At 60.9% G+C, this 25,922-nt stretch carries 19 protein-coding genes; 12 read left to right on the top strand and 7 right to left on the bottom strand.

The window, feature by feature from the left end; genetic code table 11:
- Nucleotides 1-29: 29 nt before the first annotated feature.
- Nucleotides 30-1,220: a tetratricopeptide repeat protein gene (locus AB7783_RS13445; RefSeq protein WP_441277899.1), complete on the bottom strand. Its 1,191-nt coding sequence runs from the start codon at nt 1,218-1,220 to the stop codon at nt 30-32.
- 291 nt (nt 1,221-1,511) lie between these two features.
- Nucleotides 1,512-3,413 (bottom strand): sigma 54-interacting transcriptional regulator, encoded by a 1,902-nt coding sequence (locus tag AB7783_RS13440; RefSeq protein ID WP_441277898.1) that lies wholly within the window; start codon nt 3,411-3,413, stop codon nt 1,512-1,514.
- A 166-nt stretch (nt 3,414-3,579) separates the two neighbouring features.
- Here AB7783_RS13440 and AB7783_RS13435 point away from each other — a divergent pair, with 166 nt between their 5' ends.
- The 6 genes from AB7783_RS13435 (at nt 3,580) to AB7783_RS13410 (ending at nt 12,917) form a co-directional block, all read left to right on the top strand.
- The gene (locus tag AB7783_RS13435) at nt 3,580-4,965 is read left to right on the top strand and encodes a CmpA/NrtA family ABC transporter substrate-binding protein (RefSeq protein ID WP_441277897.1); all 1,386 of its coding nucleotides are present in this window, start codon (nt 3,580-3,582) and stop codon (nt 4,963-4,965) included.
- Nucleotides 4,966-5,120: 155 nt separating this feature from the next.
- Nucleotides 5,121-5,960: a nitrate ABC transporter permease gene (gene ntrB / locus AB7783_RS13430; RefSeq protein ID WP_441277896.1), complete on the top strand. Its 840-nt coding sequence runs from the start codon at nt 5,121-5,123 to the stop codon at nt 5,958-5,960.
- Between the two features lie 5 nt (nt 5,961-5,965).
- Entirely contained in the window at nt 5,966-6,856 is an 891-nt protein-coding gene (locus tag AB7783_RS13425) for an ABC transporter ATP-binding protein (protein ID WP_441277895.1), read from the top strand.
- A 39-nt stretch (nt 6,857-6,895) separates the two neighbouring features.
- Nucleotides 6,896-7,384: a cyanase gene (cynS, locus tag AB7783_RS13420; RefSeq protein ID WP_092146678.1), complete on the top strand. Its 489-nt coding sequence runs from the start codon at nt 6,896-6,898 to the stop codon at nt 7,382-7,384.
- Between the two features lie 606 nt (nt 7,385-7,990).
- Nucleotides 7,991-11,926, top strand: coding sequence for a tetratricopeptide repeat protein (locus AB7783_RS13415; RefSeq protein WP_441277894.1), 3,936 nt, complete (start codon nt 7,991-7,993; stop codon nt 11,924-11,926).
- A gap of 112 nt (nt 11,927-12,038) precedes the next feature.
- A complete protein-coding gene (locus tag AB7783_RS13410) occupies nt 12,039-12,917 on the top strand; it encodes a helix-turn-helix domain-containing protein (protein ID WP_441277893.1) in 879 nt (292 codons plus the stop codon).
- 171 nt (nt 12,918-13,088) lie between these two features.
- On the opposite strand, the gene AB7783_RS13405 is transcribed toward AB7783_RS13410, so the two are convergent.
- Nucleotides 13,089-13,754, bottom strand: coding sequence for a hypothetical protein (locus AB7783_RS13405; protein ID WP_441277892.1), 666 nt, complete (start codon nt 13,752-13,754; stop codon nt 13,089-13,091).
- A 219-nt stretch (nt 13,755-13,973) separates the two neighbouring features.
- On the opposite strand from AB7783_RS13405, the gene AB7783_RS13400 reads away from it, so the two are divergent.
- Nucleotides 13,974-15,038 carry an alpha/beta fold hydrolase gene (locus tag AB7783_RS13400; protein ID WP_441277891.1) on the top strand — a complete coding sequence of 355 codons (1,065 nt, stop codon included), beginning with the start codon at nt 13,974-13,976 and terminating at the stop codon, nt 15,036-15,038.
- 33 nt (nt 15,039-15,071) lie between these two features.
- Here the strand turns inward: AB7783_RS13400 and AB7783_RS13395 are convergent, their stop codons facing one another.
- The gene (locus AB7783_RS13395; RefSeq protein WP_441277890.1) at nt 15,072-17,090 is read right to left on the bottom strand and encodes a phospholipase D-like domain-containing protein; all 2,019 of its coding nucleotides are present in this window, start codon (nt 17,088-17,090) and stop codon (nt 15,072-15,074) included.
- Between the two features lie 271 nt (nt 17,091-17,361).
- Between AB7783_RS13395 and AB7783_RS13390 the strand changes: the two genes are divergently transcribed.
- Nucleotides 17,362-18,384 (top strand): LLM class flavin-dependent oxidoreductase, encoded by a 1,023-nt coding sequence (locus tag AB7783_RS13390; protein WP_441277889.1) that lies wholly within the window; start codon nt 17,362-17,364, stop codon nt 18,382-18,384.
- Nucleotides 18,385-18,579: 195 nt separating this feature from the next.
- Here AB7783_RS13390 and AB7783_RS13385 read toward each other — a convergent pair whose 3' ends face one another.
- The 3 genes from AB7783_RS13385 to AB7783_RS13375 form a co-directional block, all read right to left on the bottom strand.
- Nucleotides 18,580-19,539, bottom strand: a complete 960-nt coding sequence (locus AB7783_RS13385) for an extracellular solute-binding protein (protein WP_441277888.1) — start codon at nt 19,537-19,539, stop codon at nt 18,580-18,582.
- A gap of 87 nt (nt 19,540-19,626) precedes the next feature.
- Nucleotides 19,627-21,849, bottom strand: coding sequence for a TonB-dependent siderophore receptor (locus AB7783_RS13380; RefSeq protein WP_441279695.1), 2,223 nt, complete (start codon nt 21,847-21,849; stop codon nt 19,627-19,629).
- A gap of 502 nt (nt 21,850-22,351) precedes the next feature.
- Entirely contained in the window at nt 22,352-22,675 is a 324-nt protein-coding gene (locus tag AB7783_RS13375) for a DUF1476 domain-containing protein (RefSeq protein WP_093756490.1), read from the bottom strand.
- A gap of 347 nt (nt 22,676-23,022) precedes the next feature.
- On the opposite strand from AB7783_RS13375, the gene purC reads away from it, so the two are divergent.
- From purC to AB7783_RS13355, 4 genes are read left to right on the top strand one after another with little or no spacing between them, the layout of a single operon-like run.
- Nucleotides 23,023-23,790 carry a phosphoribosylaminoimidazolesuccinocarboxamide synthase gene (gene purC, locus AB7783_RS13370; RefSeq protein ID WP_170849540.1) on the top strand — a complete coding sequence of 256 codons (768 nt, stop codon included), beginning with the start codon at nt 23,023-23,025 and terminating at the stop codon, nt 23,788-23,790.
- 10 nt (nt 23,791-23,800) lie between these two features.
- Complete coding sequence (gene purS / locus AB7783_RS13365) at nt 23,801-24,040, top strand: phosphoribosylformylglycinamidine synthase subunit PurS (RefSeq protein WP_089265033.1); 240 nt, start codon at nt 23,801-23,803, stop codon at nt 24,038-24,040.
- Nucleotides 24,041-24,054: 14 nt separating this feature from the next.
- A complete protein-coding gene (gene purQ / locus AB7783_RS13360; protein WP_309948809.1) occupies nt 24,055-24,756 on the top strand; it encodes a phosphoribosylformylglycinamidine synthase subunit PurQ in 702 nt (233 codons plus the stop codon).
- 8 nt (nt 24,757-24,764) lie between these two features.
- Complete coding sequence (locus AB7783_RS13355; RefSeq protein ID WP_441279694.1) at nt 24,765-25,724, top strand: tripartite tricarboxylate transporter substrate-binding protein; 960 nt, start codon at nt 24,765-24,767, stop codon at nt 25,722-25,724.
- Nucleotides 25,725-25,922 lie beyond the last annotated feature (198 nt).

The raw sequence follows: 25,922 nt of genomic DNA, 5'->3' as shown, positions 1-25,922 counted from the left end.
GGGCTGCGGACGACTGATCGGCACGCGGATCATTTCACGCCATTTTTCGCCATTTCGTCAGCTACACTTGGCTTGATGGCCAGCGCTGACGCCAGATCGGCCTCGCTGCCCGTAACGTCGCCCTTACGTCGTTTAGCGACGCCGCGGCCGTATAGGGACGGTGCCAATTTTGGCTCCTTGCGCAGCGCGGCATCATAGTCGGAGATTGCTGCGTCGAGCGACCCCATTTTCAGATAGGTGAAACCGCGGCTGTCGAGCATACGCGGATTGCCCGGCCCGAGACGCAGTGACTCGTTGCAGTTTTTCAGGGCGTTATCGAGATCGCCGACGACGGCTTGGTAGAAGCAAATGTTATTCGACCAAATGGCATTTTTCGGATTAAGCTTACGCGCCTGACTGAGGTCCTGCAGGGCGCGTTCGTACTGGCCTTTTTTGCCATAGGCGGTTGCGCGCACAGCAAAACTGAAGGCACCTGCCGGTTTTGGATTGAGTTCGATCACCCGATCATAGTCTGCCACCGCGCGGTCTTGGTGGCCCAAGGCTTCATAGGCCGCAGCCCGATTGAATAATACGGCAAAGCACCGTGGATCGAGTTTTTCCGCCTCGTTGAAATCCTCAAGGGCGCGGTGATATTGCTGCTTGCCGAGATAGGCTACGCCCCGGTACGTGAGCGCACGAGCGTTGCGAGGCAGGAGCTGAATAGCTTTATCGAGATCGGCGATCGCACTGGGATATTCCGACAGTCGGGCGTGCATCTCTCCCCGAGCTGTATAGGCAATCCAGGAATCAGGATGCAGCGCAGTCGCATGCTGGAAGTCTTCCAGGGCTCGAGTGAGCTCATTGTGCGCATAGTGAGCAGTGCCTCGCGTGAGGTATAAGGCAGCGTCGTTCGGATTGAGCTTGATAGCATTGTCCAGCAGCTCCAATGCACGCGCATAATTCTCGCCGTACATATGGCTAGCGATCGTTCTGGTGAATTCCCTTCTTTTTTCCGCTTCGGCACCGAGTTTCGAATCCTGGTCAAAAGGCGTCGGAGACGGCATGCCATGGCAGGCTGACACAACAAGGGTCGGCTGTGCATCGGCTGCGCGGGCAGGCTGCATGGACGCGCTTGCGATCATGATTTGCACGAAGAGCACCCACGCCCGCCATACCCGGGAATGCAGTAGATGATTGTTCGACCTGTTCGGGCTGATGTCGTTCTGTTGGCTGAAATTCACGGTATGCCCCAGCGAAAACGAAAAGTAGTATACTACCTGACTTGCTGCGGCACTCAACTGGCTGTGCGGCGGAGCGTGGAGAGTTGAGTAGGTTATTTGCGGGAATGTCGTCATTCCGGGGCGTGGGGGCGTCTTTTGCGCGCGAACCTCAGCCACTCCAATTGGAGTGGCGGGGAATTCCGGTGTGTTTGGCTCTACGGAGACTCCCATGTCGAGATTCCGGGTTCGGTCCCGCCGCCTGCGGCGTCGGTGCCGCCCCGGAATGACAGTTTGTGGAAACGCAGAGCTCTACTAACCAGCCCGCCCGCGCGCACCTTCGATCCCCAGCACCTTCATCCGCGAGGCCAGCGTGGTCGGCTTGATGTCGAGCAGCTCGGCCGCGCCGCCGGGGCCGAACACTTTTCCTGATGTCGCGGCAAGCGCTGCGAGGATGTTGCTGCGTTCGTGATCGCGCAGTTCGGCTGAGGTCATCACCGCCGGCCGGGCGTCGGACTTCACGCGATGGGCGCCTGCGGCATGGTGCGGGCCGGGCGCGTCGGGCAGGTCGATCCGCAAGCGGCCGTTCTGCGCCAGGATCACTGCGCGCTCGATGACGTTCTGCAATTCGCGGACATTGCCGGGCCAGTCGTAGCGCGACAGCCGCCGCGCATCGCCCTCGGACAGGCGCAGATCGGATTTCAGTTTCTCGCTGAGCAGGAAGTGCTGCGCCAGCAGGGGAATGTCCTCGCGGCGGTCGCGCAGCGGCACCGACTCCACGGGAAACACGTTGAGCCGGAAATACAGGTCCTCGCGAAACCGTCCGCGCGCCACTTCCTGTTTCAAATTGCGGTTGGTGGCGGCGATGACGCGGACATCGACGGAGCGGGTGCGCTCCTCGCCGACGCGTTCGAAATTGCCTTCCTGCAATACGCGCAGCAGCTTGCCCTGCAGCTCCAGCGGGATCTCGCCGACCTCGTCGAGAAACAGCGTGCCGCCATCGGCGAGCTCGAACCGTCCGATGCGATCACGCACCGCGCCGGTGAAGGCGCCGCGGACATGGCCGAAGAATTCGCTCTCGAACAATTCGCGCGGGATTGCCGCGCAATTGACGCGGATCAGCGGACGGTCGCGGCGGCCGGAGGCTTCGTGGATCGCGCGCGCGATCAGTTCCTTGCCGGTGCCGGACTCGCCGGTGATCATCACCGCGGCGGTGGTCGGCGCGACCAGCTTGACCTGCCGCAGCGTCTTCTGGATCGCCTCGCTCTGGCCGATGATGCCGCGCGGATTGGTCTCGATGCGGATTTCCTCCTGCAGATAGGCGTTTTCGAGTTCGAGGCGTTCGCGCAGCCGATCGACTTCGGCCAGCGCGGCATGGAGTTTTTCATCGGCCTCGCGGCGCTGGCTGACATCGCGAAACACGATCACCGCGCCAACCACCATGTGGCGGTCGCGGATCGGCGTGGATGTATATTCGACCCAGACCGGCGAGCCGTCCTTGCGCCAGAACACCTCATTGTCGACATTGTGCACGGCGCCGTCGCGAAACGCGGCATAGATCGGGCAGTCGTGATCCGGATAGTGGCTGCCGTCGTGATGGCTGTGATGCACGATCGGGTGGATTTCACGGCCGACGAGTTCATCGGCGGTCCAGCCCAGCATGCGCTCGGCAGCGGGATTGACGAAGGTGGTCTTGCCATCGGCATTGACGCCGTAAATGCCTTCGCCCGCGGCGCGCAGGATCAGCTGGTTCTCGCGCTCGATGTCCTGAAACACGCGCTCGACCCGCTGCCACGCGGCAATGCCGCCGCGCATGTGATCCTCGGCAGCGGCGTCGACATGACGGCGGCGGCGCTGCTCGAGATCGCTCATGGTGAGCAGCAGCAAGGTGCGCTCGCCCTGCGGCACCAGCGATCCCGCATATTCGAGCTGCAACGCTTCGCCGGTGGCGTGGCGCGGCGTCAGCGTGTTGGTCCAGTAGGAGCCCTTGGCCAGCACCGCCTGCGTGAACACGATCAGCGCCGGCAACTGGCCCGCATGCAGCGCGCTGATCTTGATCTGGCGCAGCAGCGCGCGGTCATAGCCGAGCAGGGTGCAGGCCGCCGGATTGGCGTCGATGATCTGGTCGGCATGGGGATCGAGCAGCAGCGTCGGCTCGACCGAATAATCGAAGGCGATGGTCCGCAAATCGGGTGGCTGGGCGGTTGCCAAATCCATCGGCGAAACTCCGAAAAATCGTAATCAGACTACGAATTTTCGTGTAGCACGAATTTTCGTAGTCGCCAAGAATGGGCCGAAATGCCTGCGGCGATTGGACATTCCGGCGCGCGCCGGGCTGGCACACTCCTTGCGTAAATGACCGGAGCGTCACCGAGGAGGTCACATGTCCACATTCGACAATCCGTTCGATCCCGCCCGCCGTTTGCGCGCCGGCGCCTGCAGCTGCGGCCAGCACGCCAGCCAGTCCGAGCATGAAGCCACGCTGCAGCTTCGCTGCGACATTCCCGAGACCGAGGACAAACGCTACGAGGGCGTCGTCGCCTCGGCGGTGATGCGCGCGGTGTTCCCGAAAGACGTCGCACGCCGCGCATTCCTGAAGTCGGTCGGTGCGTCCAGTGCACTGGCGGCGCTGTCGCAGTTCTTTCCGATCAAGACGGCGACCGAGGTGTTCGCGCAGGGCGCCGGCAAACTGGAAAAGACCGATCTCAAGGTCGGCTTCATCCCGATCACCTGCGCGACGCCGATCATCATGGCCGATCCGCTCGGCTTCTATAAGAAGCAGGGGCTCAATGTGGAAGTGGTGAAGACCGCCGGCTGGGCCGTCATTCGCGACAAGACCATCAACAAGGAATACGACGCCGCCCATATGCTGGCGCCGATGCCGATCGCGATCTCGCTGGGCCTCGGCTCGCAGCCGATCCCCTACACCGTGCCGGCGATCGAGAACATCAACGGCCAGGGCATCACGCTGGCCATGAAACACAAGGACAAGCGCGACCCGAAGGACTGGAAAGGCTTCAAGCTCGCCATCCCGTTCGACTATTCGATGCACAATTATCTCTTGCGCTACTATCTCGCCGAACACGGCATCGATCCCGATACCGACGTGCAGCTGCGCTCGGTGCCGCCGCCTGAAATGGTCGCGAACCTGCGCGCCGACAATATCGATGGCTTCCTGGCGCCCGACAATATCTGCCAGCGCGCGATCTATGACGGCGTCGGCTTCATGCATATCCTGTCCAAGGAAATCTGGGATGGGCACCCGTGCTGCAGCTTTGCGGCCTCGAAGGAGTTCATCACCACGTCGCCGAACTCATTCGCCGCGCTGACCCGTGCCATCGTCGACGCCACCGCCTATGCGTCGAAGGCGGAGAATCGCAAGTCGATCGCCGAGGCGATCGCGCCCGCGGCCTATCTCAACGCGCCGCCGGTGGTGTTGGAGCAGGTGCTGACCGGCACCTATGCCGACGGCCTCGGCGGCATCAAGACAGATGCGAAGCGCGTCGATTTCGATCCGTTCCCGTGGCAGTCCTTCGCGGTGTGGATGATGACCCAGATGCAGCGCTGGGGTCAGATCAAGGGCGATGTCGACTACAAGGGCGTCGCCGAACAGATCTACCTCGCCACCGACACCGCCAAGGTGATGAAGGAGATGGGCCTGACCCCGCCAGCGACGAGCTACAAGTCGTTCGCGGTGATGGGCAAGACCTTCGATCCGGAGAAGCCGAAGGAGTATCTGGCGAGTTTTAAGATCAGGAAGGCGACGTAAACAATGGCGCGCGCTGGATTCTTCACCTCCCCCTTGAGGGGGGAGGTCGACGATACGAAGTATCGTCGGGAGGGGGTGAGGGCCGCGCCGCTGTCACCCCACCCCGGCTGCTTCGCAGCCGACCCTCCCCCTCTAGGGGAGGGTGGAGACCACACATGACCTTCTCCCTTCGCTTCCGCGCTGCCGTCGTCTCCATCGCGATCTTCCTCGCCTTCATCGGCGTGTGGCACCTCGCCACGCGGCAGACAGCAACGGTCGGCACCATGTCGCCGGAATACGCCAAGCTGATGGGGCTCACGGCGACCTCAGGCAAATCCGCGATGCCCGGTCCGCTCGATGTCGGCGCCAAACTTTGGGAGCACCTGAAGCGGCCGTTCTATGACAACGGGCCGAACGACAAGGGTCTCGGCATCCAGCTCGCTTATTCGATCGGCCGCGTCGGGCTCGGCTATCTCATCGCGGTCATCGTCGCCATTCCGCTCGGCTTCCTGATCGGCATGTCGCCGCTGATGAACAAGGCGCTCGATCCGTTCATCCAGGTGCTGAAGCCGATCTCGCCGCTCGCCTGGATGCCGCTGGCGCTCTACACCATCAAGGATTCCAGCCTGTCGGCGATCTTCGTGATCTTCATTTGCTCGGTCTGGCCGATGCTGCTCAACACCGCCTTCGGCGTCGCCGCCGTGCGCAAGGAGTGGATCAATGTCGCGCGCACGCTGGAAGTCGGCACCTTCCGCCGCGCCTTCACCGTCATTCTTCCTGCGGCCGCACCGACCATCCTCACCGGCATGCGTATTTCCATCGGCATCGCGTGGCTGGTCATCGTCGCCGCCGAGATGTTGGTCGGCGGAACGGGCATCGGTTACTTCGTCTGGAACGAATGGAATAATTTATCGATCACAAATGTGATTATTGCGATCCTGCTGATCGGGATCGTCGGCATGTTGCTGGATCAGATATTGGCACGCTTCACCCGCATGGTCACGTTTCCGGAGTGAATGCGATGACCACCAAATTCATCTCCATCGAGGGCATCGCCAAGCGCTATCCGGCGTCATCAGGCAACGGCAGCACCACGATCTTCGAGGATCTCTGGCTGTCGATGCCATCTGGCGAATTCGGCTGCATCATCGGCCATTCCGGCTGCGGCAAGACCACGGTGCTGAACATCCTCGCCGGGCTCGATGAGCCCTCCGAAGGGACCGTGATCGTCGACGGCCAGGCGATCTCCGGCACCAGCCTCGACCGCGCGGTGATCTTCCAGAGCCACGCGCTGCTGCCGTGGCTGACGGTCATGGGCAACATCGCCTATGCGGTGTCGTCGAAATGGCGCAAGTGGGACAAAACAAAAGTCCGCGCCCATGCGCAGACCTATATCGACAAGGTCGGCCTCACGGGCAGCGAGCACAAGCGGCCGTCGGAACTATCCGGCGGCATGAAGCAGCGCGTCGGCATTGCGCGCGCGCTGTCGATCACGCCGAAGATCATGCTGATGGACGAGCCGTTCTCGGCGCTCGACGCGCTCACGCGCGGCACGCTGCAGGACGAGGTGCGGCGCGTCACGCTGGAGACCGGCCAGACCACCTTCATGATCACCCATGACGTCGACGAGGCGATGTATCTCGCCGACAAGATTTTCCTGATGACCAACGGCCCCGGCGCCGTGCTGGCGGAGATCGTCGAGAATCCGCTGCCGCGCGATCGCTCGCGCATCGATCTGCACAAGCACCCGCATTATTACGCGCTGCGCAACCACATCATCGATTTCCTGGTGACGCGCAGCAAGACCTTCACCGCCACCACGCCGCACCACGACCCACGCCATGTGCCGGTGGTGCGGCCCGCATTCCCCGAGGCGCCAACGATGCCGTCTCTTCACAGCGCGACGCGCTAGCCGCGTCAACCGAAGCCTCACGACCGAAGGAGAACCATCATGCTGCGATCCGACCTCACCGAAAAGCTGCTCGACATCAAGCGCGAGAAGGAATGGACCTGGAAATATATCTGCGAGCAGATCGGCGGCTATTCCGAAGTGCTGATCGTCGGCGCCATTCTCGGCAACATGAAGCTGACCAAGCCGCAGGCGGCCAATGCCGGCGAGCTGTTCGGCCTCTCGAAGAGCGAGACCGCGATGCTCAACGAGATCCCGATGCGCGCCGAAAACGTGCAGATGCCGCCGCAGGATCCGCTGATCTATCGCTTCTACGAGATGGTGATGGTGAACGGCCCGGCCTGGAAGGCGCTGATCGAGGAGGAATTCGGCGACGGCATCATGTCGGCGATCGATTTCGACATGGTGATGCAGCGCATCGCCAATCCCAAGGGCGACCGCGTGCAGATCACGATGTCCGGCAAGTTCCTGCCCTACAAGTATTACGGCGCGACGGGCAATGTGCCGGAATATGGGTTCAAGGAGGGGTGAGATCACATTCTGCGCGCCGCGCCTCAAACGCGGTGCGCACTTCAATCGCGCTCTCTCGCACGAGTGATCAGCAGGAGGTTGCGAATTCGATTTAGCTGCGCTGCAATCCAACTATCCGTATTGTCTTCGCCGTTCATAAAGAACCGAGTTCCGAACTTGCGGTGCCATTTAACGGCCTCAAGCTCTTCATGAATCCACTTTCGGTCTTCCGACGTGTCTCGAAGCCAATTCATTGGATTGCTCCTTAATCGGACCGACATCTGAGGAGTATGTGTGATTCGTCAGTTTGATATTCGGCAATCAAGCTGCGGTGTAAAAAAAGATGGTAACGTTTCGCCAACGACTTTTGAGTGGAAGGAATAATTGTTTAAATACAGCGTATTAATAAGATTTTGGGGCGGCTAGCCGGGCCGTAAATTGTGCCATCTGACGTTGATTGCAGGTGGGCCGGTGTAGGTTACGTGGGACAGCGCAAGATTGTACTCGTAAATCCACTTAACCTAACTAACCTCAGCGTGGGAATCGCTGGCCGCCTCTCTGTTCGTTGAAACGACAAGGCATGATGCTAGCTGACGGCTCTCATCATTCCACGTTACCGGCGAATAGATGTCCGATTTTACTTCGACCTCAATTCCAATCCCTAAGGATTGGCAGGCCTTCGAACGCGGAATCCGCGTGCTCTTTCAAGCTATCCTAAGTGACCCAAATACCCAAAACAACGGTCGTATCGGCCAACCCCAGCATGGCGTGGATGTCTACGGCAACCGCGGTGGCGGGGGCGGGCCCGCCGTCGGAGTGCAGTGCAAAGGTAAAGATTCGAATTTTGGCGGAGAAGTTACGAAAGCGGAGCTTGAGGAAGAAGTTCGAAAGACCCAAGGTTTCAGGCCCCAGCTAAAGGAGTTCATCCTTGTAACGACCGCGCAAACAGATGCAAAAATCCAAGAAGTCGCGCGCAATCTGGAACAAACGGTGCGTTCTTCGGGCCGCGACCTGTCCATAGCGGTTTGGGGATGGCAACAGCTAGAAAATGAAATTGGGCGCTATCCGGACGCGCTTCGCACCTTCCATCCGGATGCTACGCCTTTCACCGACGAGCTATTGAGAGGCCAAGCGGAAATCATTGACGGCCAAAAAGCGATTCTGAAGGAGCTTCGGCGTCACGTTCCAGAAATGATAAGATCTGCGGAGCAGGGGCAATCTCCTCTGCCCGCAACATCGAATACTAAAATTGCAGCTGACACGTACGTCGGGGGTGATGCGCTTGATAAGCATCTTCATGAGCAGATTAATATCTATCGCGACTATCTTCGGAATGGCCGACCTAACACTGCGCTGGAGTTATTGGAAAAGCTGAAGGAGGCAGCTTTCAACGGCGCCTCTCAGAAAATAAAGTTCAGGATTCTTGGCAATATTGGTGCTGCACTTCATCGACTAGAAAAATATGAAACCGCAGCGAACTATTTTATTGAGGCTTACAGCTACGCCCCCGAGGAGCCTGCTGCCGCCGCGAACAAAATTGCTGCCTTGCTTATTCAAGGTCACGCTGGAGAGGCGCACGATCTAGCAGTAAGCGCATTGGAGGCAGCGCCAACGAATGCCGATCTGAGCTTGCAGCGGCTGCAAGCTAGAGCTTCTGATGAAACGGTGGAGCAAGTCTGGCCGACGTTGCACGCGTCAGTCCGCGATGATCCAAATGTCTTGGCGTTCCGCATTGTGGCGATGCGCGATGCGGGTAATCCGGAATGGCGAAACATGGCTGCCAAAGCGTCGGTGGAGCATCCGAACGACGATCGCTTCGGAGCGTTGGTGGCTGATTCTGTTCTTGAACGTGCGTTGATATCGGATCGTAGCTTGCTTGGAGCAGCGCATGCCGAAATCCCAAGTCAGGTCGAATTGCTTGGCGCAGCTAATGCGCTTTCTGAAATTTGGGAGAAATCGCTCAAGCTAGAGTCACCGCCCGAAGTGTCCATCGCTCACAACGGTGCCCTGTTATGGAAGCTGCTGCGCGAGGGCGAGAAAGCTCGTGCGATGCTAGATTCGGGTTTCGAGGCAGGATTGTGCGCCGAGGAGGCAGTTAAGCTCCGCTTGTCGTTATTTGCGCGTCCAAAGGAGACTACGGCGGCTCTGAAATTTGCAGAACGGCTCTCTGATTCCCCACAATCAAGGATCATTCGCGCCGAACTCTATGTTGAAAAAGAACCGGCGAGGAGCCGCGAATTGCTCTCGGATCGAGAGAGCTATGCGGGGCGCGATGCAATCCCTGCAGCGCAGGTATTTGCGGAAAGTCTGGTTCGCGAACGAAAGTTCGACGAAGCATTGGCGGAGGCCGAGCGTATTCAGGCCGTGCTCCCCCTCGATCCGTACGGTCCGCTAATCGCTTACCGGATCAAGCGGGCTGCGGGCGAGCCGAACGCCGAGCGCGAACTTGATCGAGCTTTGACGAAGCTCGGGGATGACGCAGACTTTCCAACTCGGTTCCTCATATGCGAAGCGCTGGAGGACGCGGGCCGGTTCGATGACGTCGTTGGCGTTCTCGCTGGAAAAATATCGACCGCTTACGACTCTATGAGCTTGCGGTCGTTTGTTGCGGCTGCAGCGAACAGCGATCGCCGCAGTACCCTTCGTGATATTTTGGCAAACCTCCCTGCGGAGTTGCGCGTTGTTCCATTTTATAGAAGCGCACGTATCGCTCTTGCATTCCAGACGGGGGACATTGTAGCCGCGGAGCGAGAAATCCGAGGCTATCTCCGCGACCGTCCTCGAAATCTAAAGATGCAGCTGCAACTCATGCAAACCTTGTTCAGGCAGGAAAAGCTAGAAGCGTTGCGGACTGAGGTAGCTAAACCTGCCACCGAGTTCGACGGTAGTCCGTCCGATTTCATGAAGCTCGCCCAATTCAAGGAGCAATTTGGCGATTGGCGCGAAGCCTACTCACTAGCATATGCAATTCTAGTAAAGCACCCGAGTGACCCACATGTAAGCATGGGATACGTGGCGGTCTTCCTTCGCCCCGGTCATGCGGCTGAGTTGGACATATCGCCAAAGGTTGTGGCGGATAATCTGGCAGTTGCGCTAGAGGGGGAAGATCGCAAACTGCATGTCTTTGTGCTTGAAACCGACCCGGATCTTCGCCCGACCAATCAGTACATTCCGCTTAGCCACAAGCTTGTTTCTGCTGTCATCGGAAAGAGCGTTGACGACGAAGTGTTACTCCCCGATGGCGCCTCTACGAAGATCAAATGGATCAAGCCAAAGGAGCTGCACTCTCTTCACGAGGTGCTAGAGAGTTTTCAGAACACCTTCCCCGAGGCGGAAGGTCTTGAAAGAGTCTCTGTTGATCCGTCGGCCGAAAGTGGCATGAGTGAAATTTCGGCGCGCTTGCAAGCCAGACACGAGGCTGTGCAGACGGTAGTAGATCTGTATGAGCGTGATGTTCTTCCGCTTGCGTTGGCCGCTCGTTCCGTCGGAACGGATGCTGTCGAATTGATGTTAGGTCTTAGTTCTACCGGCAATAATATTCGCGTTTGCCAAGGATTGCATTCCGAACGCGGTGCCGCGATGGCGGCAATTAATATCAATGCAGCGAAAGGCTGCGTTCTCGACCCGGTTAGCTTTCATATTGCGCGCCGGTTAGGTCTATTGGAAGCGGTGCGATCCGTTTGCGGGCCGATCGGTCTCGTAGATCGTACGGTTCGCCGGTATCAGCGCAAGATCTTTGAACTTAACGATAGGATCGCAGAAAGCGATCTTTCTCTCTCGTGGAACGATGGAAAGATTTATAGAACGGAGACTTCAGTCGAACAAAAACGCGAGGCATTAACCGCTCTGAAGGCAGATGCTGATTGGATCCGAGACAACGCCGTTATTGTTCCGGCAGACGGTACTCGCGATCCAAGTGCGGAGTTTAGGCAGCTTATGCAACGATTTGGCAGTGGGTTCAGTGACGAACTCCGCGCAGCTCAGGGGAGAGGCTTGTTGCTCGTCTCGGAAGACTTAGGGCTACGAGCACTAGGCCAGGCAGAGTTTGCCGTGCCATCTACTTGGCTGCAGCCGGTCCTAATGAAGGCAAAGAACAACGGTGCTCTTAGTGAAAGCGAGTATCGCAAGGCCATTGTTGCTATGATTGATGCGCGCTTTACCTTTGTATCAGTGGATGCGGCACTCTTAGTAGGAGCGGTTAGCGGCCATATTGATATCAGTCTGCCAAGGGATTTTCTGAGTTTGGCCTCTCGCTTGGGCGGGGCTTCCGCTGATTTGCCGTCTCACGTTAGCGTTGCTCTGGGCGTTATTGCAGCAATGTGGGTAGATGAGCGTCTTCCCTATACCGCGCGGCTTGCGATCGTCGGGCAGCTCCTTTCTGAGGTAATCAAGAATCGGTCGCATGAAGAGCTGGTTCGAACTCTTATTGAGTTTGTATCTTTCGGGGATCGTCAACTAAATAATCGACACTTTCGGGAGTATATATTCGATTGGGTCCGTGGGCACTTTCTATCGGAAGTAATTCTTAAATCTTCTACTCGTGCGCCCGGCGCGCGTAGATAACAGTTGTGAGACGTTCCGCATCGGTCGGGGCCAAACTTTCTCTTGTCCGATCCACAGCTCTCACAGCAAGACCGATCAAGACACCCCCATTCGCCCATGCGATACCCGCCGCATGAACCAGCCTGTCCCGCATCGCACCCCTGATCTCGTCGCTATCCTTGCCTGGATCGAGCAGCATCTCGACGATCCCTTGAGCGTCGAGACGATCGCCGCGCACGCCAAGCTGTCGCCCTATCATTTCTCGCGGCTGTTCTCGGCGTGGATGGGGCGGGGCGTGATGGCGCATGTGCGCGGGCGCAGGCTGGTCCGCGCGGCGCAGCGGCTGGTGGCCGATCCCGATCTGCGCCTGGTCGATCTCGCATTCGAGTGCGGCTTCGACTCGCAGGAGGCGTTTACCCGCGCCTTTGCCCGCATGTTCGGCGTCGCGCCCGGGCGGTTTCGGCGCGGCTTCAGTGTCACTCCCATCGAAGGACAATATCCGATGACCATGCCCGATGACGTCGCCGTCGCTGTCACCCGCTTGCCCGATCTGGTGGCGCTGGACGCCTTCATCGTCGCAGGTCCTTCGGCGCGGTTCGATGAGGCGAACAAGGCCGAGATTCCGCAACTGTGGTCGAAGCTGATGGGCGCTTTGCCGTTCAAGGGGCAGGCGCCGAGCTGGACCACCTATGGCGTGGTCTGGAATGTCGACCGCGCCGAAGGCAGTTTCGATTACATGGCCGGCGTCGGCGTCAATGATGACGCGGCGCTGCCTTTGGGCTTTGCGGCGAAGCGCATCGCGGCTTCGCGTTATGCGGTGTTTCGCATCGTGCTGAACGGCGGGGCGGTGCATCCGCAGATCAAGCGCGCGATGGCGACCATCTGGGGCGAGCTGGTGCCGGCATCAAGGCTCACGGTCGCCGACCGGCCGGATTTCGAGCGCTATGACAGCGAGTTTGCGCCGACGAAGAAGGGGGCGGTGATCGATTTCTATTTGCCGGTGGAGGTGTGAGGGGCTCCGTCCTCTCCGCGTCATGGCCGGGCGGCGCGAAGCGAGCTTCGCTAGATGACCCGGCCATCCACGTTGCTTTCTGCGCTCGGCGCAAAGATGGATCCCCGGGTCAAGCCCGGGGATGACGTGGAGAGAGTGGTGGCATGACGGAGCCACGCGCATGATGGCGCGCTAATATCGCCTGCTTCCCCTTGGCCGCAGCGCCGGGTGATCCCGCTCCGGCGGCGTATGCGCCGCTTCCAGCAGCGCCATCGCGTCGTCCGGGATCTGTGTCACATCGACGCCGCCGCGGCGCATCTCCTTCAGCGCGGTGCGGATCGCAGCGTCGCGCTCCATCATCTCGCGGCCGGTGCGCGCGGGCATGTCGATGTGGCGACGCGGGCGCCGGCGGCCCATGGCCTCCAGCCGCGCCATCTTCAGCACCTGCAGCGCCTGCATCAGGCGGTCGATGTCGACATCGGGCTGCGCTTCCAGCGCGCGCACGGCGCGCTCCGCCAGCGCGTGGAGCCGCTCGGCAAGTTTGCGCAGCTTGAGCTTCTGCGAGGCGCGGGCGGAGGGCACCGTGTCGGTGGCGCGCGGCGCGAACAGCGGGCGCTGCCAGCCGCCGTCGCGCGTCCAGCGGCAGATCGAGGCGCGGCCGACGCCGGTTTGCTTCGCGATCTCGCCATAGGTCAGCACCGTCGTCTCGATCAGGCGGCGCACCTGCGCGCATTTGGCATCCCCATGCGGGCGCTTTGAGCCGCGCACCCGTGGGCCGCCCACAAAGGCATCCGGCGCCTCGGGCTCATCGGGCGTCACGCGAAGGCGGATGATGGGGCCGAAGAAGGGATGGGTCATGTTAAAGAATATATACCTATAAACAGGATTGCGCAAGCCGGGCGTGCGGCGTCCGATGCATCGCCATCCGTCGCGGCCGATATCGTGGGAGGCGCGCATCCGGTCACTTGGCTGCACCTGTGATTGCGCGATAGGCTGGCACACGTCGATCGTGCCTGGCTCACAAAGAGGGGTCGGCGCGATGCGGAGGAAACCCGGCGGGAACGGCAGGGGGATTTCATGGCAGGTGTCGATTATCTGATCACCGCGCGCGGCATCTCGGGCGCTGCCTTCAACGAGAATGTCGGCACCATCCGCTATCTGCGGGTGCCGACCAATGTGGCGATCCCGACGCCGGCGATGGCGACATCGAGCAAGACCGATCTCGCCAAATGGGTGAAGGAGGTGCGCGACATCGCCGACGGCGATCCCAACCAGAATTCGATCAGCGTGGCCGGCGACATCCTGGTCTTCATCCACGGCTACAACAACGATCTCGACATCATCATGAAGCGCCAGCGTCAGCTCGCGAAGGATCTCAAGGCCGAGGGCTGGAAGGGCCTCGTCATCGGCTTCGACTGGCCGAGCGACAACGAGACGCTGGCCTATTGGCAGGATCGCTCCAAGGGCGCCGAAGTGGCGGTGAAGCTGGTGAGCGATTGCATCACCGTGCTGGCGCAGGGACAGGAGAAGGACTGCGTCACCAATGTCCATCTGCTCGGCCATTCCACCGGCGCCTATGTGGCCATGGAAGCCTTCGTGCAGGCGGAGAAGGACGGCGCGCTGTTCAAGAGCAACTGGCGCGTCAGCCAGGTCGCCTTCATCGCCGGCGACGTGGCGTCGTCGAGCCTCTCGGTGAACGATTCCTGGTCGGGGCCGATGTTCAAGCGCATCCTGCGGCTGACCAACTATTCAAACCCCTATGACAGCGTGCTGGCGGCCTCCAATGCCAAGCGGCTCGGCGTCGCGCCGCGCGCGGGCCGCGTCGGCCTGCCGGCGGATGCGCATTCGAAAGCCACCAATGTCAATTGCGGGGACTATTTCGCCACGCTCGATCCGAAGAAGAGCACGTTCTTCGGCGACTTCACCCATTCCTGGCACATCGGCAACCGCGTCTTCGCGCGCGACCTCGCCATGACCCTCGAAGGCGCCATCGACCGCGACGCGATCCCGACACGCGCACTGGTCGGCGGCGCGCTGATGCTGCAGGACAGACCGCGGCCGAAATTCATGGCGGACTGGGGCATCAAGGCCGCCGCCACCCGCGGCGGCGCGCCGCGCGACGGCACAGGCGTGCTGAGCTAGCGCCGGGCGCGGGGCCCCGGCGTGTTGCCCCGCTCAGCGTTTCGACTTGGCCTTTGACTTTTTGGTCTTGGCTTTGCTGGTCTTGGCTTTCTTCGCCTTGGCCGTCTTGGTCTTTGCTTTTTTGACCTTTGCCTTCGCGACCTTCTTGGATTTGACGGTCTTTGCCTTCTTGGCTGACGCTGCCTTTGCCGTCTTCTTCGTTGTTTTCTTCTTGGCTGTCTTCGTCTTGGCCTTCTTCGCTACAGCCTTCGCTGCCTTTTTCTTCTTCGGCGGACGCACCGGTTCGTCATCGCTATGGGTTGCGGCATTGACGGTCCAGTTGGACGCCGGGATCGTGAAGAACATCTCGCGCCGCCGCGACTTGAAACCATCGGGCTTGAAGTAGCTCGCGGTCCAGCTGTCGTCCGGATCGAGGAACACTTTTTCCGGCTTCTCGCCTTTCTTGCGCTTGCTGGCCACGTCATTGGCGACATCGCGGAAATAGAAATGCCGAAACAGCCGGTCGAACTCGGTCATGTAGATGTCGGCCACGCGGGTCGAGCCGCGGATCAGGATCATGTTTTCGTCGTTGGTGGTCAGCGATCCCTCCGAGAAATTCGCCGAGCCGGTGCAGATCAGGGGATCGTCGCTCAGGGGATCGATGAGCAGATATTTCGTGTGAACGAAGAAGATATTGCCTTCGTCACGGGTGAGCTCTTCCTTCAGAAACCAGCGGTCGAGCGGAAATTCCTTCACCTTGCGCTTGGCGACCAGCTTGCCGTCGACCACCTTGAACTCGGCGCCCAGCACGGCGCCAAAGGAAATCTGCAGGTCGCGGTCGCCCTTGAGTGCCTTGCGCTCGTCGGCGGTGGGCGGCTTTTCCTTGAGCACGAAGCGCAGGAAGTCGCGGTCGCGCGCCAGCGGCTCGATGAAATCGGCGGCGACGTTGAAGGCGGCCGTGAACATGATCGACGAGGTGGCGTCGCTCATCCGGTCGGCATACCAGTTCAGCATCGACGCCGTCTGGCGCGGCGAGAAGATGCAGGTCTGCGATCCCTCCTTCACGAGGGCGGGCGGGTAGGGCGAAATCTCCGCGACGCCTTCCTTCGCCGGCTTGCCGGTCGGGTTGTCGCTCAGGATCGTCCAGTATTTCAGGTATTGTTCGGCGACGTCGCTGTCATGGACGAGGTGGCCGACATTCGACTGGCCGAGGAAACCGGACGGCGTGATGTTGGTCGAGCCGGTCCACACCTCTTGCGGCGCGTCGCCGTCGAGCTTGATGATGAACTTGTTGTGCGGGATCGGCGGCCGCGTGCGCCAGATCACGACCGGCTCGCCGTTATGCTTCGCCTTGACGTCGAGGCCGGCGGCCTTCATCGCCTTGCGGTTCTTGCCCTTCTTGTCGTCATGCACGATCAGCCGGACGTCGAAGCCGTCGTCGATCTTTGCCTTCAACGCCTCGATGATGGGCGCGTAGGTGAATTCGTAGATGCAGGCGCGCAGCGCCTCGCTCTTCTTCGTCGTGTCGATATAGTCCAGGCAGGCCTCCAGCAGGCCGCGCGAGAGCCAGACCGTGTGCTCGTCCTTCGGATTGTCCATCTCCGCTTCGGTCGGTTTGTGGTTCTTGAACTTGCGCGCATAGGCCTGGCTGGCGATGGCGCCGCGGTTGAACCAGATGCCGTGTTGACCGTCGTCCTCCTTCTCCGTCGTGACGGTGAAGGCGAGCTTCTCGGCGTCGCGCAGTTCAGGCGCGGTCGGGTCGCCAAATACGGGGATGACCTCGAAGTGATAGGTCGTGCCGGGTTCCGCGGTGTAGTCACTCCAGAGGAAACTCTGGATCGGAAACTTGTCGGTGAAATACTCTCCGTGCTCGGTGTCGGGCTCTGGCTCGACCTCTTCGAACACTTTCAGCGATCGCAGGAATTCCGGTCTGCCGGCGCCCCTGGCGCGCTGGAATGCAAATCCCAGCAGCCCCTTGCACGCTGCCTCGTCGCAATTGAGGGCGATCATGATGGCGCGCGTGCCCGCGATCGCGCTCGCTTCGAAAGCTCCGGCAGACGTCGTGACGCGCATGGCCCTGTCCCCCCGTTTTTCGATGTGACGCTGATGCTCGCCCAACGCCGTATTTTGGTCAACCTATAGAAGATTTGTGACAAGATGCACGCTTAAGGGGTGCGGGCGAGGGGGCTGTGTGACGTGGTGCCGGGGTGCGCGAAAGTGGACACGGATCTGCAGTCCAACATGGTCGCCTCATCGGAAACGATGCGTTTCCATCGTTTCCCTTTTCTTGCTCCCATTCAGGCCTAAATAGGTGGTCAGCAAACCCACCCCGAGTATCCGTCCCATGAAGAACATCGGCTTTCTCTCCTTCGGCCACTGGACCCCGTCGGCCTCGTCGCAGACCCGCTCGGCGGGCGATGCGCTGTTGCAATCCATCGATCTCGCCGTTGCTGCCGAGGAACTCGGCGCCGATGGCGCCTATTTCCGGGTGCATCATTTCGCGCGCCAGCTCGCCGCGCCTTTTCCGCTGCTGGCCGCGGTCGGCGCGCGCACCAAGAAGATCGAGATCGGCACGGCCGTGATCGACATGCGCTACGAGAACCCGCTCTATATGGCGGAGGACGCCGGCAGCGCCGATCTCATCGCAAGCGGGCGGCTGCAGCTCGGCATATCCCGCGGTTCGCCGGAGCAGGTGATCGACGGCTATCGCTATTTCGGCTACGCGCCCCCGGACGGCCAAACCGACGCCGACATGGCGCGGCGGCATACCGAGGTGTTTCTCGACGTCCTTCAAGGCAAGGGCTTTGCGCAGCCCAATCCCAATCCGATGTTTCCGAACCCGCCGGGCCTGCTGCGGCTCGAGCCGCATAGCGAAGGATTGCGCGAGCGCATCTGGTGGGGCGCCTCCACCAATGCGACGGCGGAATGGGCGGCCAAGCAGGGCATGAACCTGCAGTCATCGACGCTGAAGATCGACGAAAGCGGCAAGCCGTTTCATGTGCAGCAGGCCCAGCAGATCCGGCTCTATCGTGATGCCTGGAAGGCGGCAGGGCACACGCGTGACCCGCGCGTCTCGGTCAGTCGCAGCATCTTCGCGCTGGTGGACGACCGCGACCGCGCCTATTTCGGCCGGGGCAACGAGGGCGAGGACAAGGTCGGCTACCTGCACGGCACCGAGCGCGCCATCTTCGGCCGCAGCTTTGCAGCGGAGCCGGACGCACTGATCAAGCAGCTGAAGGGCGACGAGGCGATTGCCGAGGCCGACACGTTGTTGCTGACGGTGCCGAACCAGCTGGGCGTCGACTACAACGCTCATGTGATCGAGGCGATCCTGAAACACGTCGCGCCGGGCATGGGCTGGCGGTGATCTTTCTTACCCTCCCCCCGCGCGAAGCGAAGCTTCGCTAGGCGGGGAGGGTCGGCGAACGAAGTGAGCCGGGGTGGGGGGAGCCCCACACTAGGGCGGAGTTTGTGGCACCCCCACCCGACCGGCCCAATAAAAAAGAATTGGGCCGGCCACCCTCCCCGCAAGGGGGAGGGTAAAAGAGGGCGCCTGGCGCGCCTACTTCTCAAACCCAACCTTCCTGATCAGCGCAATCGCCGCCTTCTGGCTGGCAGCGATCGCATCGATATCAAGCGTATCGCTCGGAAACGTCCTCATCGCCGCCACCAGCGGCGCGCTCTCGGCACCTGCCGTGACCGGATATTCCAGCTCGGCCGCGGCATAGAGTTTCTGCGCGGCCGGTGTCACCAGAAATTCCAGGAACTTCACCGCGGCCGCGCGATGCGGCGCGTGTTTCGCCAGCGCTGCGCCGGTGACGTTCACATGCGTGCCTGATGTCGCGAATGTCGTCGGCACCGTCTTCACTTTATTCGCCCAGGCGGTCCAGTCCGCGCCTTCGCGGCCGTCGCGCAATTGTGCCAGCGCCACGGTATTGGCGATGCCGATACTGCAGCGACCTTCCGCAAGCTGACGAATGACGTCGTTGTCCTTGCCTTCCGGCGCATGCGCGAGATTGGCCTTGATGCCGCGCAGCCAGGCCTCGGTGGCGTCCGCGCCGTGATGCACGAGATAGGCCGATATCAGTGCGACATTGTTCTGATGCAAGGGCGAACGGATGCAGAGCTGGCCGCGAAAGCGGGGATCGGCGAGATCCTCATAGCGGATCGCGCCCTGTGGTGAGTCATTGCGTACGACGACCACGCGCGGACGCACCGACAGGCTGATCCATTCCCTGCCGCGCAGCTGCGGCGGGATCGCTCTGTCGAGCAGGGGAGAGGTGGTCGGTTGCGACAGATCATTCGCCGCGAATTGCGAGGTCTTGTCGAGGCCGATGGTCATCAGCACGTCGGCAGGGGAGGCGGCGCCCTCGGCCTTCATGCGCGTGACGAGATTGTCCTCGATGTAAGTGAGCCTGACCGTGATCCCGGTCGCCGCCGTGAAGGATGCGATGACCGGCTCGATCAGCTGCGGTTCGCGCGTCGAATAGAGATTGATCTCTTCGGCGTGGCTTGTGGCCATGCCGAAAAGGAGGAGCGACGACGCAAGCGTCAGAGCCAGCGGCAGTGCTCGAACGTTGCGTCGTCGCGATGGTCGCATTCTGTTGCCTTAGAACTTCACCGTCGCTGCCAGCGAGAATCGGCGTGCATCGCCGACCGCAATGTTGGGAGCGCTTACTGCCGAGGGATAGTAGACCTGGTTGAACAGGTTCTTGACGTTGAACTGATAGATCACCGGCAGATTCTGATACTTTGTTTCGTAGGTCGCGAACGTATCGGCGACGGTGTAGGACGGCAGCACGAAGGTGTTGAGCGCATCGCCCGGGCGGTCGCCGGCATAATGCGCGCCGGCGCCGACCCGCAGGCGGCCGGGCAGCAGCGTTCCGAAGTCGTAGACCAAGTACAGCGACGCGGTGTTCATCGCGACATTCTGCAACTGCTTACCGAAATAGACCGGGTCTTCGGTAACGCGTGCATCGGTGTAGCCATAGCTGCCGATCATGCTCCAGTTGTCGGACAGCCGACCGGTGACATCGAGCTCGATACCGCGCGAGCGGACCTTGCCCGCCGCCGTTGCTTCGGTGACATTGGTGGTGCTGTTGAGCTGCGCGACGAGGACGTTCTTCTTTTCGATATCGTAGAAAGCGAGCGTGCCGGAGATGCGCTTATTATCATATTTCAGGCCAGTTTCCCACTGCGTGCCTTCTTCGGGCTGCACGCCCCCCGTAATGACGTAGTCCGGATTCGTGGAAGAGAAGTTGGCGATGGTCGAGGTCGGCTTCAGCGACTGGGTATAGCTGACATAGGTCGAGAGTTCGTCGGTGATCTTGTAGATCACGCCGCCGAGCGGCAGCACCTTGTTGCCGCTGAGGTTGGTGTTGGTATCGAACGGCCGGCCTTTGCCAGCGATCTGCGCGTAGTCGATGTAGCGCACGCCGCCGACAATCGAGAACTGGTTGGTCAGGTGCAGCGTATCCTGGAAGAATAGGCCCTGGGTATCGAGCTTGTCAGTCTGATCGCTATCCGCGGCCACGATGGTCGTACCGGGCAGCATCGTGCCATAAACTGGATTGTAGACGTTGAACGTCCCGACTGCTTGCCTCTCCAGATCCTTACGGTAGATCACGCGATGCTGCGCATCGCCGCCGAACAGTACATCGTTCTTCAGGCCGCCGAGCCAGAAGCTACCGGAGACGTAGGCTGTTCCATAGCTGGCGTTCGTCAGTGCGCCGTAGGTGCCATCATTGCTGCGCGTCGCGACGCCGGTGACCGGATTGACGGCCGTGTTGCGGAGCTGCGCGGCGTTGTAGGTCTCGACGTTGTAGCTGTAGCCCGCATAGATCTTCCAGTTTTCGTTGATCTTGTGATCGACCGAAATCTGGGTGAGGTCGGAGGTTCCCCACATGCTATTGAAGGGCTCATCGATGCGGCGAGTCGCCGGGATCGCCAGCGGCTTCATTGTGCGGGTATCGAGCGCCGTGCCGCGGTCGAATGGCGAGTAAAAATCGCGGTGCTCGTAATTGAACTGCACCGTGGTGTTCTCACCATACCAGGCAAGCGACGGTGCGTAGAGCGTCTCCTTGCGGGTGCCAAAATTGCGCCAGTAATCCTCGTTGATGCCATAGCCGATGAAGCGATAGGCGAGGCCGTCCTTGCCAATCGGGCCGGTGATATCGATCGTTGCATTGCCGCCGCTGCGCGAGCCGTAGGTCGCGCCTTCCAGCGTCACTTCGCCGTGCTGGTAGAGTTCAGGCCGCTTGCTGATGGTGTTGACGATGCCGCCTGGATCGATGATGCCGTAGAGCAGCGAGGCCGGTCCCTTCAGGACCTCGACGCTTTCGACGGCGGCGGTGAGTGCGCGGCCCTGCACCAGCGGCATGCCGTTGCGCATGATCGAGCCGTCGCGGTTGTCGCCGAAGCCGCGGCGCATCACGGCATCCTGGGTGCCGGCGAGCGTATTGGTCTGGGTAATGCCTGATATATTGACCAGCGCGTCGTCCAGATTGCGCGGCCTCTGATCCTTGATCACCTGCTCCGGCACGACGTTGACAGTCTGCGATGTATTGAGTGCCGACGTGGCGCCGCGCAGCGTCGTCGCATTCGGCATCGCGCGATAGCCGAGGATCTGTTCGTATTTTGCGGCGGCTGCGGCGATCGCGCGCTCGGTCGGTGTCGGCGGGGCGGGCGGGGGCGTGGCATTGCGGCGTGCGGCGACAGTTCGCGCCCGGCTCGGCGTGGCGCTCGCAGCACGTGCGGGCCGGCGCGCCTGTGTCGGCGATTCGACGGTGACCGGCGGCAGTGCCGTGCTCGATTGTGCGTTGGCGACCGACATATCGGTGGAGAGATCACCCAACAGGAACGTCGCGCCGATCAACCAATACGCGCGGCGCAACTTGAAGATGCTGCGTGCGTTGCTGTTGAGATTGCAATGGTTGTCCGTCGTCACGTTGTGTCGCCTTCGCGTTTGAGAAACATGCGCAGGCGATCTAGCAGTAGCTTTGAATGAAAACTTCGAATGGGAGGTTGAATCGCTCTAAAGCGACGAGATTGGCGAGCCTGTGTGTCTTCGGTGATGCAGTCGCAAGGTGAGCCGCGACATGATTGAACAATCGACGTGCATTTTGAGCAATTTGTAGCACGCGCGTGTGAGCCGCCATCGGCACGCTGTGACTCCGTTTCAGAATTTGCACATCGCAATTCGGAATCTTGAGTCAGGCTCTGCGAGCCTGGAACGTTTCAAAAGACAAGAGCCGCGCCATCATACGATGCGCGGCTCTCTATGAAGCGTCGCGAGTTGCGGCGAGACGTTTCGTTGCAACTCGAAGCTGTGGAGATTAGGTTCCCGCCTTCACCTGCGCGACGGCCTCAGCGGTCAGCTGATCCATCTTCACGCGGAGCTGCGGCTCGGTGATCGCGATGCCCTTGGCGGTCAGATCGGCGAGCACCTTGCGCACCACGTCGCCGTCGCCGGCTTCCTCGAAATCGGCTGCGACGACTTCCTTGGCATAGGCGGCGGCCTCGTCGCCGGACTTGCCGAGCTGTTCGGCGACCCACAGGCCCAGCAGCTTGTTGCGGCGGGCCTCGGCCTTGAACTTCTGGCTTTCGTCGAGCGCATACTTGTTCTCGAAGGCTTCGCCGCGCTTGTCGAATGATGACATGGTTAAAGTTCCCGTCGGGGTTGTTGGGCGGTCAGGACGACGTTGTAAACGCCGGTTCGGAGCTTAAATAAGGTCGAGATACCGTTGGAACAATCGGCCGCAAGGTCGCAGGCAAGACGGTATCGGGCGAGGCTTATCGGACCAGGCTTGCGCGAGGTTGGGGTAAACCCCCACTGGGCGAGCCGGGTCGATTGTACTGGCAGGGCCGATCGGGTAGGTTGCCGCTAGGCCCGGTTCTCGTTCTGTTTCTTCCCGTTCCTGGCCTTCACGGCAGCTCCGTCGTGGGTCGATCCCGTTATTCGGAGCACACCACATCCATGGATTTCAACAACACCCGGTACATCCCCATGAGCCGTCGACGTCGCATTTATGAAGGCAAGGGCAAGGTCCTGTATGAAGGCCCGGAGCCCGGTACCCTGATTCAGCACTTCAAGGACGACGCGACCGCGTTCAATGCCAAGAAACACCAGGTGATCGAGGGCAAGGGCGTCCTCAACAACCGGATTTCGGAATACCTGTTCCAGCATCTGAACGACATCGGCGTGCCGACCCATTTCATCCGCCGACTCAACATGCGCGAGCAGCTGATTCGCGAAGTCGAGATCGTGCCGCTGGAAGTGGTGGTGCGTAACGTGGCGGCGGGCTCGCTGTCGCAGCGCCTCGGCATCGAGGAAGGCACCCAGCTGCCGCGCTCGATCATCGAGTTTTATTACAAGAACGACCAGCTCAACGACCCGATGGTCTCGGAAGAGCACATCACGGCCTTCGGCTGGGCCACCCCGCAGGAAATCGATGACATCATGGCGCTTGCCATCCGCGTCAACGACTTCCTCACGGGTCTCTTCCTGGGCATCGGCATCCGCCTCGTCGATTTCAAGATGGAATGCGGTCGCCTGTTCGAAAACGACATGATGCGCATCATCGTCGCCGACGAGATCTCGCCCGACTCATGCCGGCTGTGGGATATCAAGTCGAACGAGAAGCTGGACAAGGATCGTTTCCGCAGGGATCTCGGCGGCGTGCTGGAGGCCTATACCGAGGTCGCCAAGCGTCTCGGCATTCTCTCCGAAAACGAACGCCCGATGGGCACCGGCCCGGTACTGGTCAAGAGCTGAGGATCAAGACGTGAAAGCCCGCGTAACTGTTACCCTGAAGAACGGCATCCTTGACCCGCAGGGCAAGGCCATCGAAGGCGCGCTGAAATCGCTCGGCGTCGATGGCATTGCCTCTGTGCGGCAGGGCAAGGTGTTCGACATCGAACTGAATGGCGCCGACAAGGCGAAAGCCGAGGAAGCGCTGAAAGCCGCAGCCGACAAGCTGCTGGCGAATACGGTGATCGAAAACTATCGCGTCGAAGTGCTCTGAGCCAGGTTATCGCTATGAAATCCGCCGTTCTCGTCTTCCCCGGAATCAACCGCGAACGCGACATGGCGCGGGCGCTCAAGCTGGCATCGGGGCAGGAGTCCACGATGGTCTGGCACGCCGAGACCGCGCTGCCCAAGGGCACCGATCTCGTCGTCGTCCCCGGCGGCTTCTCCTATGGTGACTATCTGCGCTGCGGCGCTATTGCGGCGCGCTCGCCGGTGATGGATGCGGTGCGGGCGTTCGCGGCTGACGGCGGCCTCGTGATGGGCGTCTGCAACGGCTTCCAGATCCTGTGCGAGTCCGGCCTGCTGCCGGGCATCCTGATGCGCAATGCCAAACTGAAATTCCTGTGCCACGACGTGCATCTGCGCGTCGAACGGTCCGACACGGCGTTTACCCGTGGCTACAATGCCGGTCAGGTGATCCGCGTGCCGATCGCCCACGGCGAGGGCAACTACACAGCCGATGCCGAAACGCTGAAGCGCCTCGAAGGCGATGGCCGCGTGCTCTATCGCTATTGCTCGCCGACGGGCGAGGTTGGCGATCTGCACAATATCAATGGCGCCGCCGCATCGATTGCCGGCATCGTCAGCGAGAAGGGCAACGTGCTCGGCATGATGCCGCATCCGGAAAATCACGTCGAAGACATCATGGGCTGCACCGACGGCCGCGGTCTGTTTGCTGGTCTTGTCGAGCATCTGGAGCGCGCTGCGTGATCGCTGCTGTGGCGCGGCTGTCGAAGCTCGCCGCAACCCTTGCGCTCGTGCTGGCTACGAGCGTCTCGGCATCTGCCGATGATTATCCCAAACGCCCCATCACCATGATCGTGCCTTTCGCGGCCGGCGGTACGTCGGACGTCATCGCGCGTGCGGTGGCCGAGCAGATGGCGGCGACGCTGGGCCAGACCATCATCATCGAGAACGTCGTCGGCGCCGGCGGCTCCACGGCGCTGGCCCGTGCCGCGCGGTCTGCGCCCGATGGCTACACCATCGCCATCGGCAATGCCGGCACCAGTGCGGCGACCTACACGATCTACCCAAAACTGTCCTTCACGCCGGACTCCTTTGCCTCCATCGGCATGGTGGCCAAGACCTTCGGCGTCGTGGCGCTGCGCAAGGATTTCCCGGCTGACGATCTCAAGGGCTTCATCGCCTATGCCAAAGCCAATCCGGGCAAGGTCAATCTCGGCCATGCCGGGATCGGCTCGTCGAATTACCTGATCTGCAAGAGCTTCGTGCAGGCCGCCGGCATTGACGTCACACTGGTCGGCTATCGCGGCGCGGCCCCCGCATTGACGGATGCAATCGGCGGGCAGATCGACGGCGTTTGCGATTCCGCAGCCTCTGTCTCGCAGGCCATCGACGACAAGCTCGTGAAGGGCATCGTGGTCGGCTCCACCGTGCGGCTGGCGACGCTGCCTGATTTGCCGACCTCGGCAGAAGCAGGGCTGCCCGACTTCGAGGCGCAGGGCTGGAATGGCCTGTTCGCGCCGAAGGGCACTCCGCCTGAGATCATCGCCAAGCTGAATGCCGCAGCACGTGCGTCGGTTGAAAGCGATCTGGTGAAAAAGCGTTTCCAGGATCTGTCGACCGTGGCGCCCGACGCCAATGAGCATGCACCGGAGGTGCTGCAGCAGCTGGTGACGCGCGATGTGGCGAAGTACAACAAGCTCCTGACGCCGTAATCATCCTTTGCTCGAAGCTGTGCCATCTCGGTACGGCTCAAATTTTCAGCGCCGCCCATTGCCTCATTCACGGAGCGTCGGCCTGGTATTTGCCTCTGCCGAGGTCCTTCTGCAGGTCGCCGTGTGCGATTGTCGGGTCCAGCACGATGTTTCTGGCCAGGCCCCGGTAGGTTGCTTTTGGCGCGAGGTGGGCATCAA

Source organism: Tardiphaga sp. 172_B4_N1_3 (assembly GCF_052076035.1).
Classification (GTDB): domain Bacteria; phylum Pseudomonadota; class Alphaproteobacteria; order Rhizobiales; family Xanthobacteraceae; genus Tardiphaga; species Tardiphaga robiniae.
This window is presented reverse-complemented; position numbering and strand designations above follow the sequence as displayed.

What these genes read in the sequence shown, in the direction of transcription:
- AB7783_RS13440 (WP_441277898.1), bottom strand. Translation starts at nt 3,413, where the DNA reads ATGGATTTGGCAACCGCCCAGCCACCCGATTTGCGGACCATCGCCTTC.
- AB7783_RS13435 (WP_441277897.1), top strand. Translation starts at nt 3,580, where the DNA reads ATGTCCACATTCGACAATCCGTTCGATCCCGCCCGCCGTTTGCGCGCC.
- ntrB (WP_441277896.1), top strand. Translation starts at nt 5,121, where the DNA reads ATGACCTTCTCCCTTCGCTTCCGCGCTGCCGTCGTCTCCATCGCGATC.
- AB7783_RS13425 (WP_441277895.1), top strand. Translation starts at nt 5,966, where the DNA reads ATGACCACCAAATTCATCTCCATCGAGGGCATCGCCAAGCGCTATCCG.
- cynS (WP_092146678.1), top strand. Translation starts at nt 6,896, where the DNA reads ATGCTGCGATCCGACCTCACCGAAAAGCTGCTCGACATCAAGCGCGAG.
- AB7783_RS13415 (WP_441277894.1), top strand. Translation starts at nt 7,991, where the DNA reads ATGTCCGATTTTACTTCGACCTCAATTCCAATCCCTAAGGATTGGCAG.
- AB7783_RS13410 (WP_441277893.1), top strand. Translation starts at nt 12,039, where the DNA reads ATGAACCAGCCTGTCCCGCATCGCACCCCTGATCTCGTCGCTATCCTT.
- AB7783_RS13405 (WP_441277892.1), bottom strand. Translation starts at nt 13,754, where the DNA reads ATGACCCATCCCTTCTTCGGCCCCATCATCCGCCTTCGCGTGACGCCC.
- AB7783_RS13400 (WP_441277891.1), top strand. Translation starts at nt 13,974, where the DNA reads ATGGCAGGTGTCGATTATCTGATCACCGCGCGCGGCATCTCGGGCGCT.
- AB7783_RS13395 (WP_441277890.1), bottom strand. Translation starts at nt 17,090, where the DNA reads ATGCGCGTCACGACGTCTGCCGGAGCTTTCGAAGCGAGCGCGATCGCG.
- AB7783_RS13390 (WP_441277889.1), top strand. Translation starts at nt 17,362, where the DNA reads ATGAAGAACATCGGCTTTCTCTCCTTCGGCCACTGGACCCCGTCGGCC.
- AB7783_RS13385 (WP_441277888.1), bottom strand. Translation starts at nt 19,539, where the DNA reads ATGGCCACAAGCCACGCCGAAGAGATCAATCTCTATTCGACGCGCGAA.
- AB7783_RS13380 (WP_441279695.1), bottom strand. Translation starts at nt 21,849, where the DNA reads ATGTCGGTCGCCAACGCACAATCGAGCACGGCACTGCCGCCGGTCACC.
- AB7783_RS13375 (WP_093756490.1), bottom strand. Translation starts at nt 22,675, where the DNA reads ATGTCATCATTCGACAAGCGCGGCGAAGCCTTCGAGAACAAGTATGCG.
- purC (WP_170849540.1), top strand. Translation starts at nt 23,023, where the DNA reads ATGAGCCGTCGACGTCGCATTTATGAAGGCAAGGGCAAGGTCCTGTAT.
- purQ (WP_309948809.1), top strand. Translation starts at nt 24,055, where the DNA reads ATGAAATCCGCCGTTCTCGTCTTCCCCGGAATCAACCGCGAACGCGAC.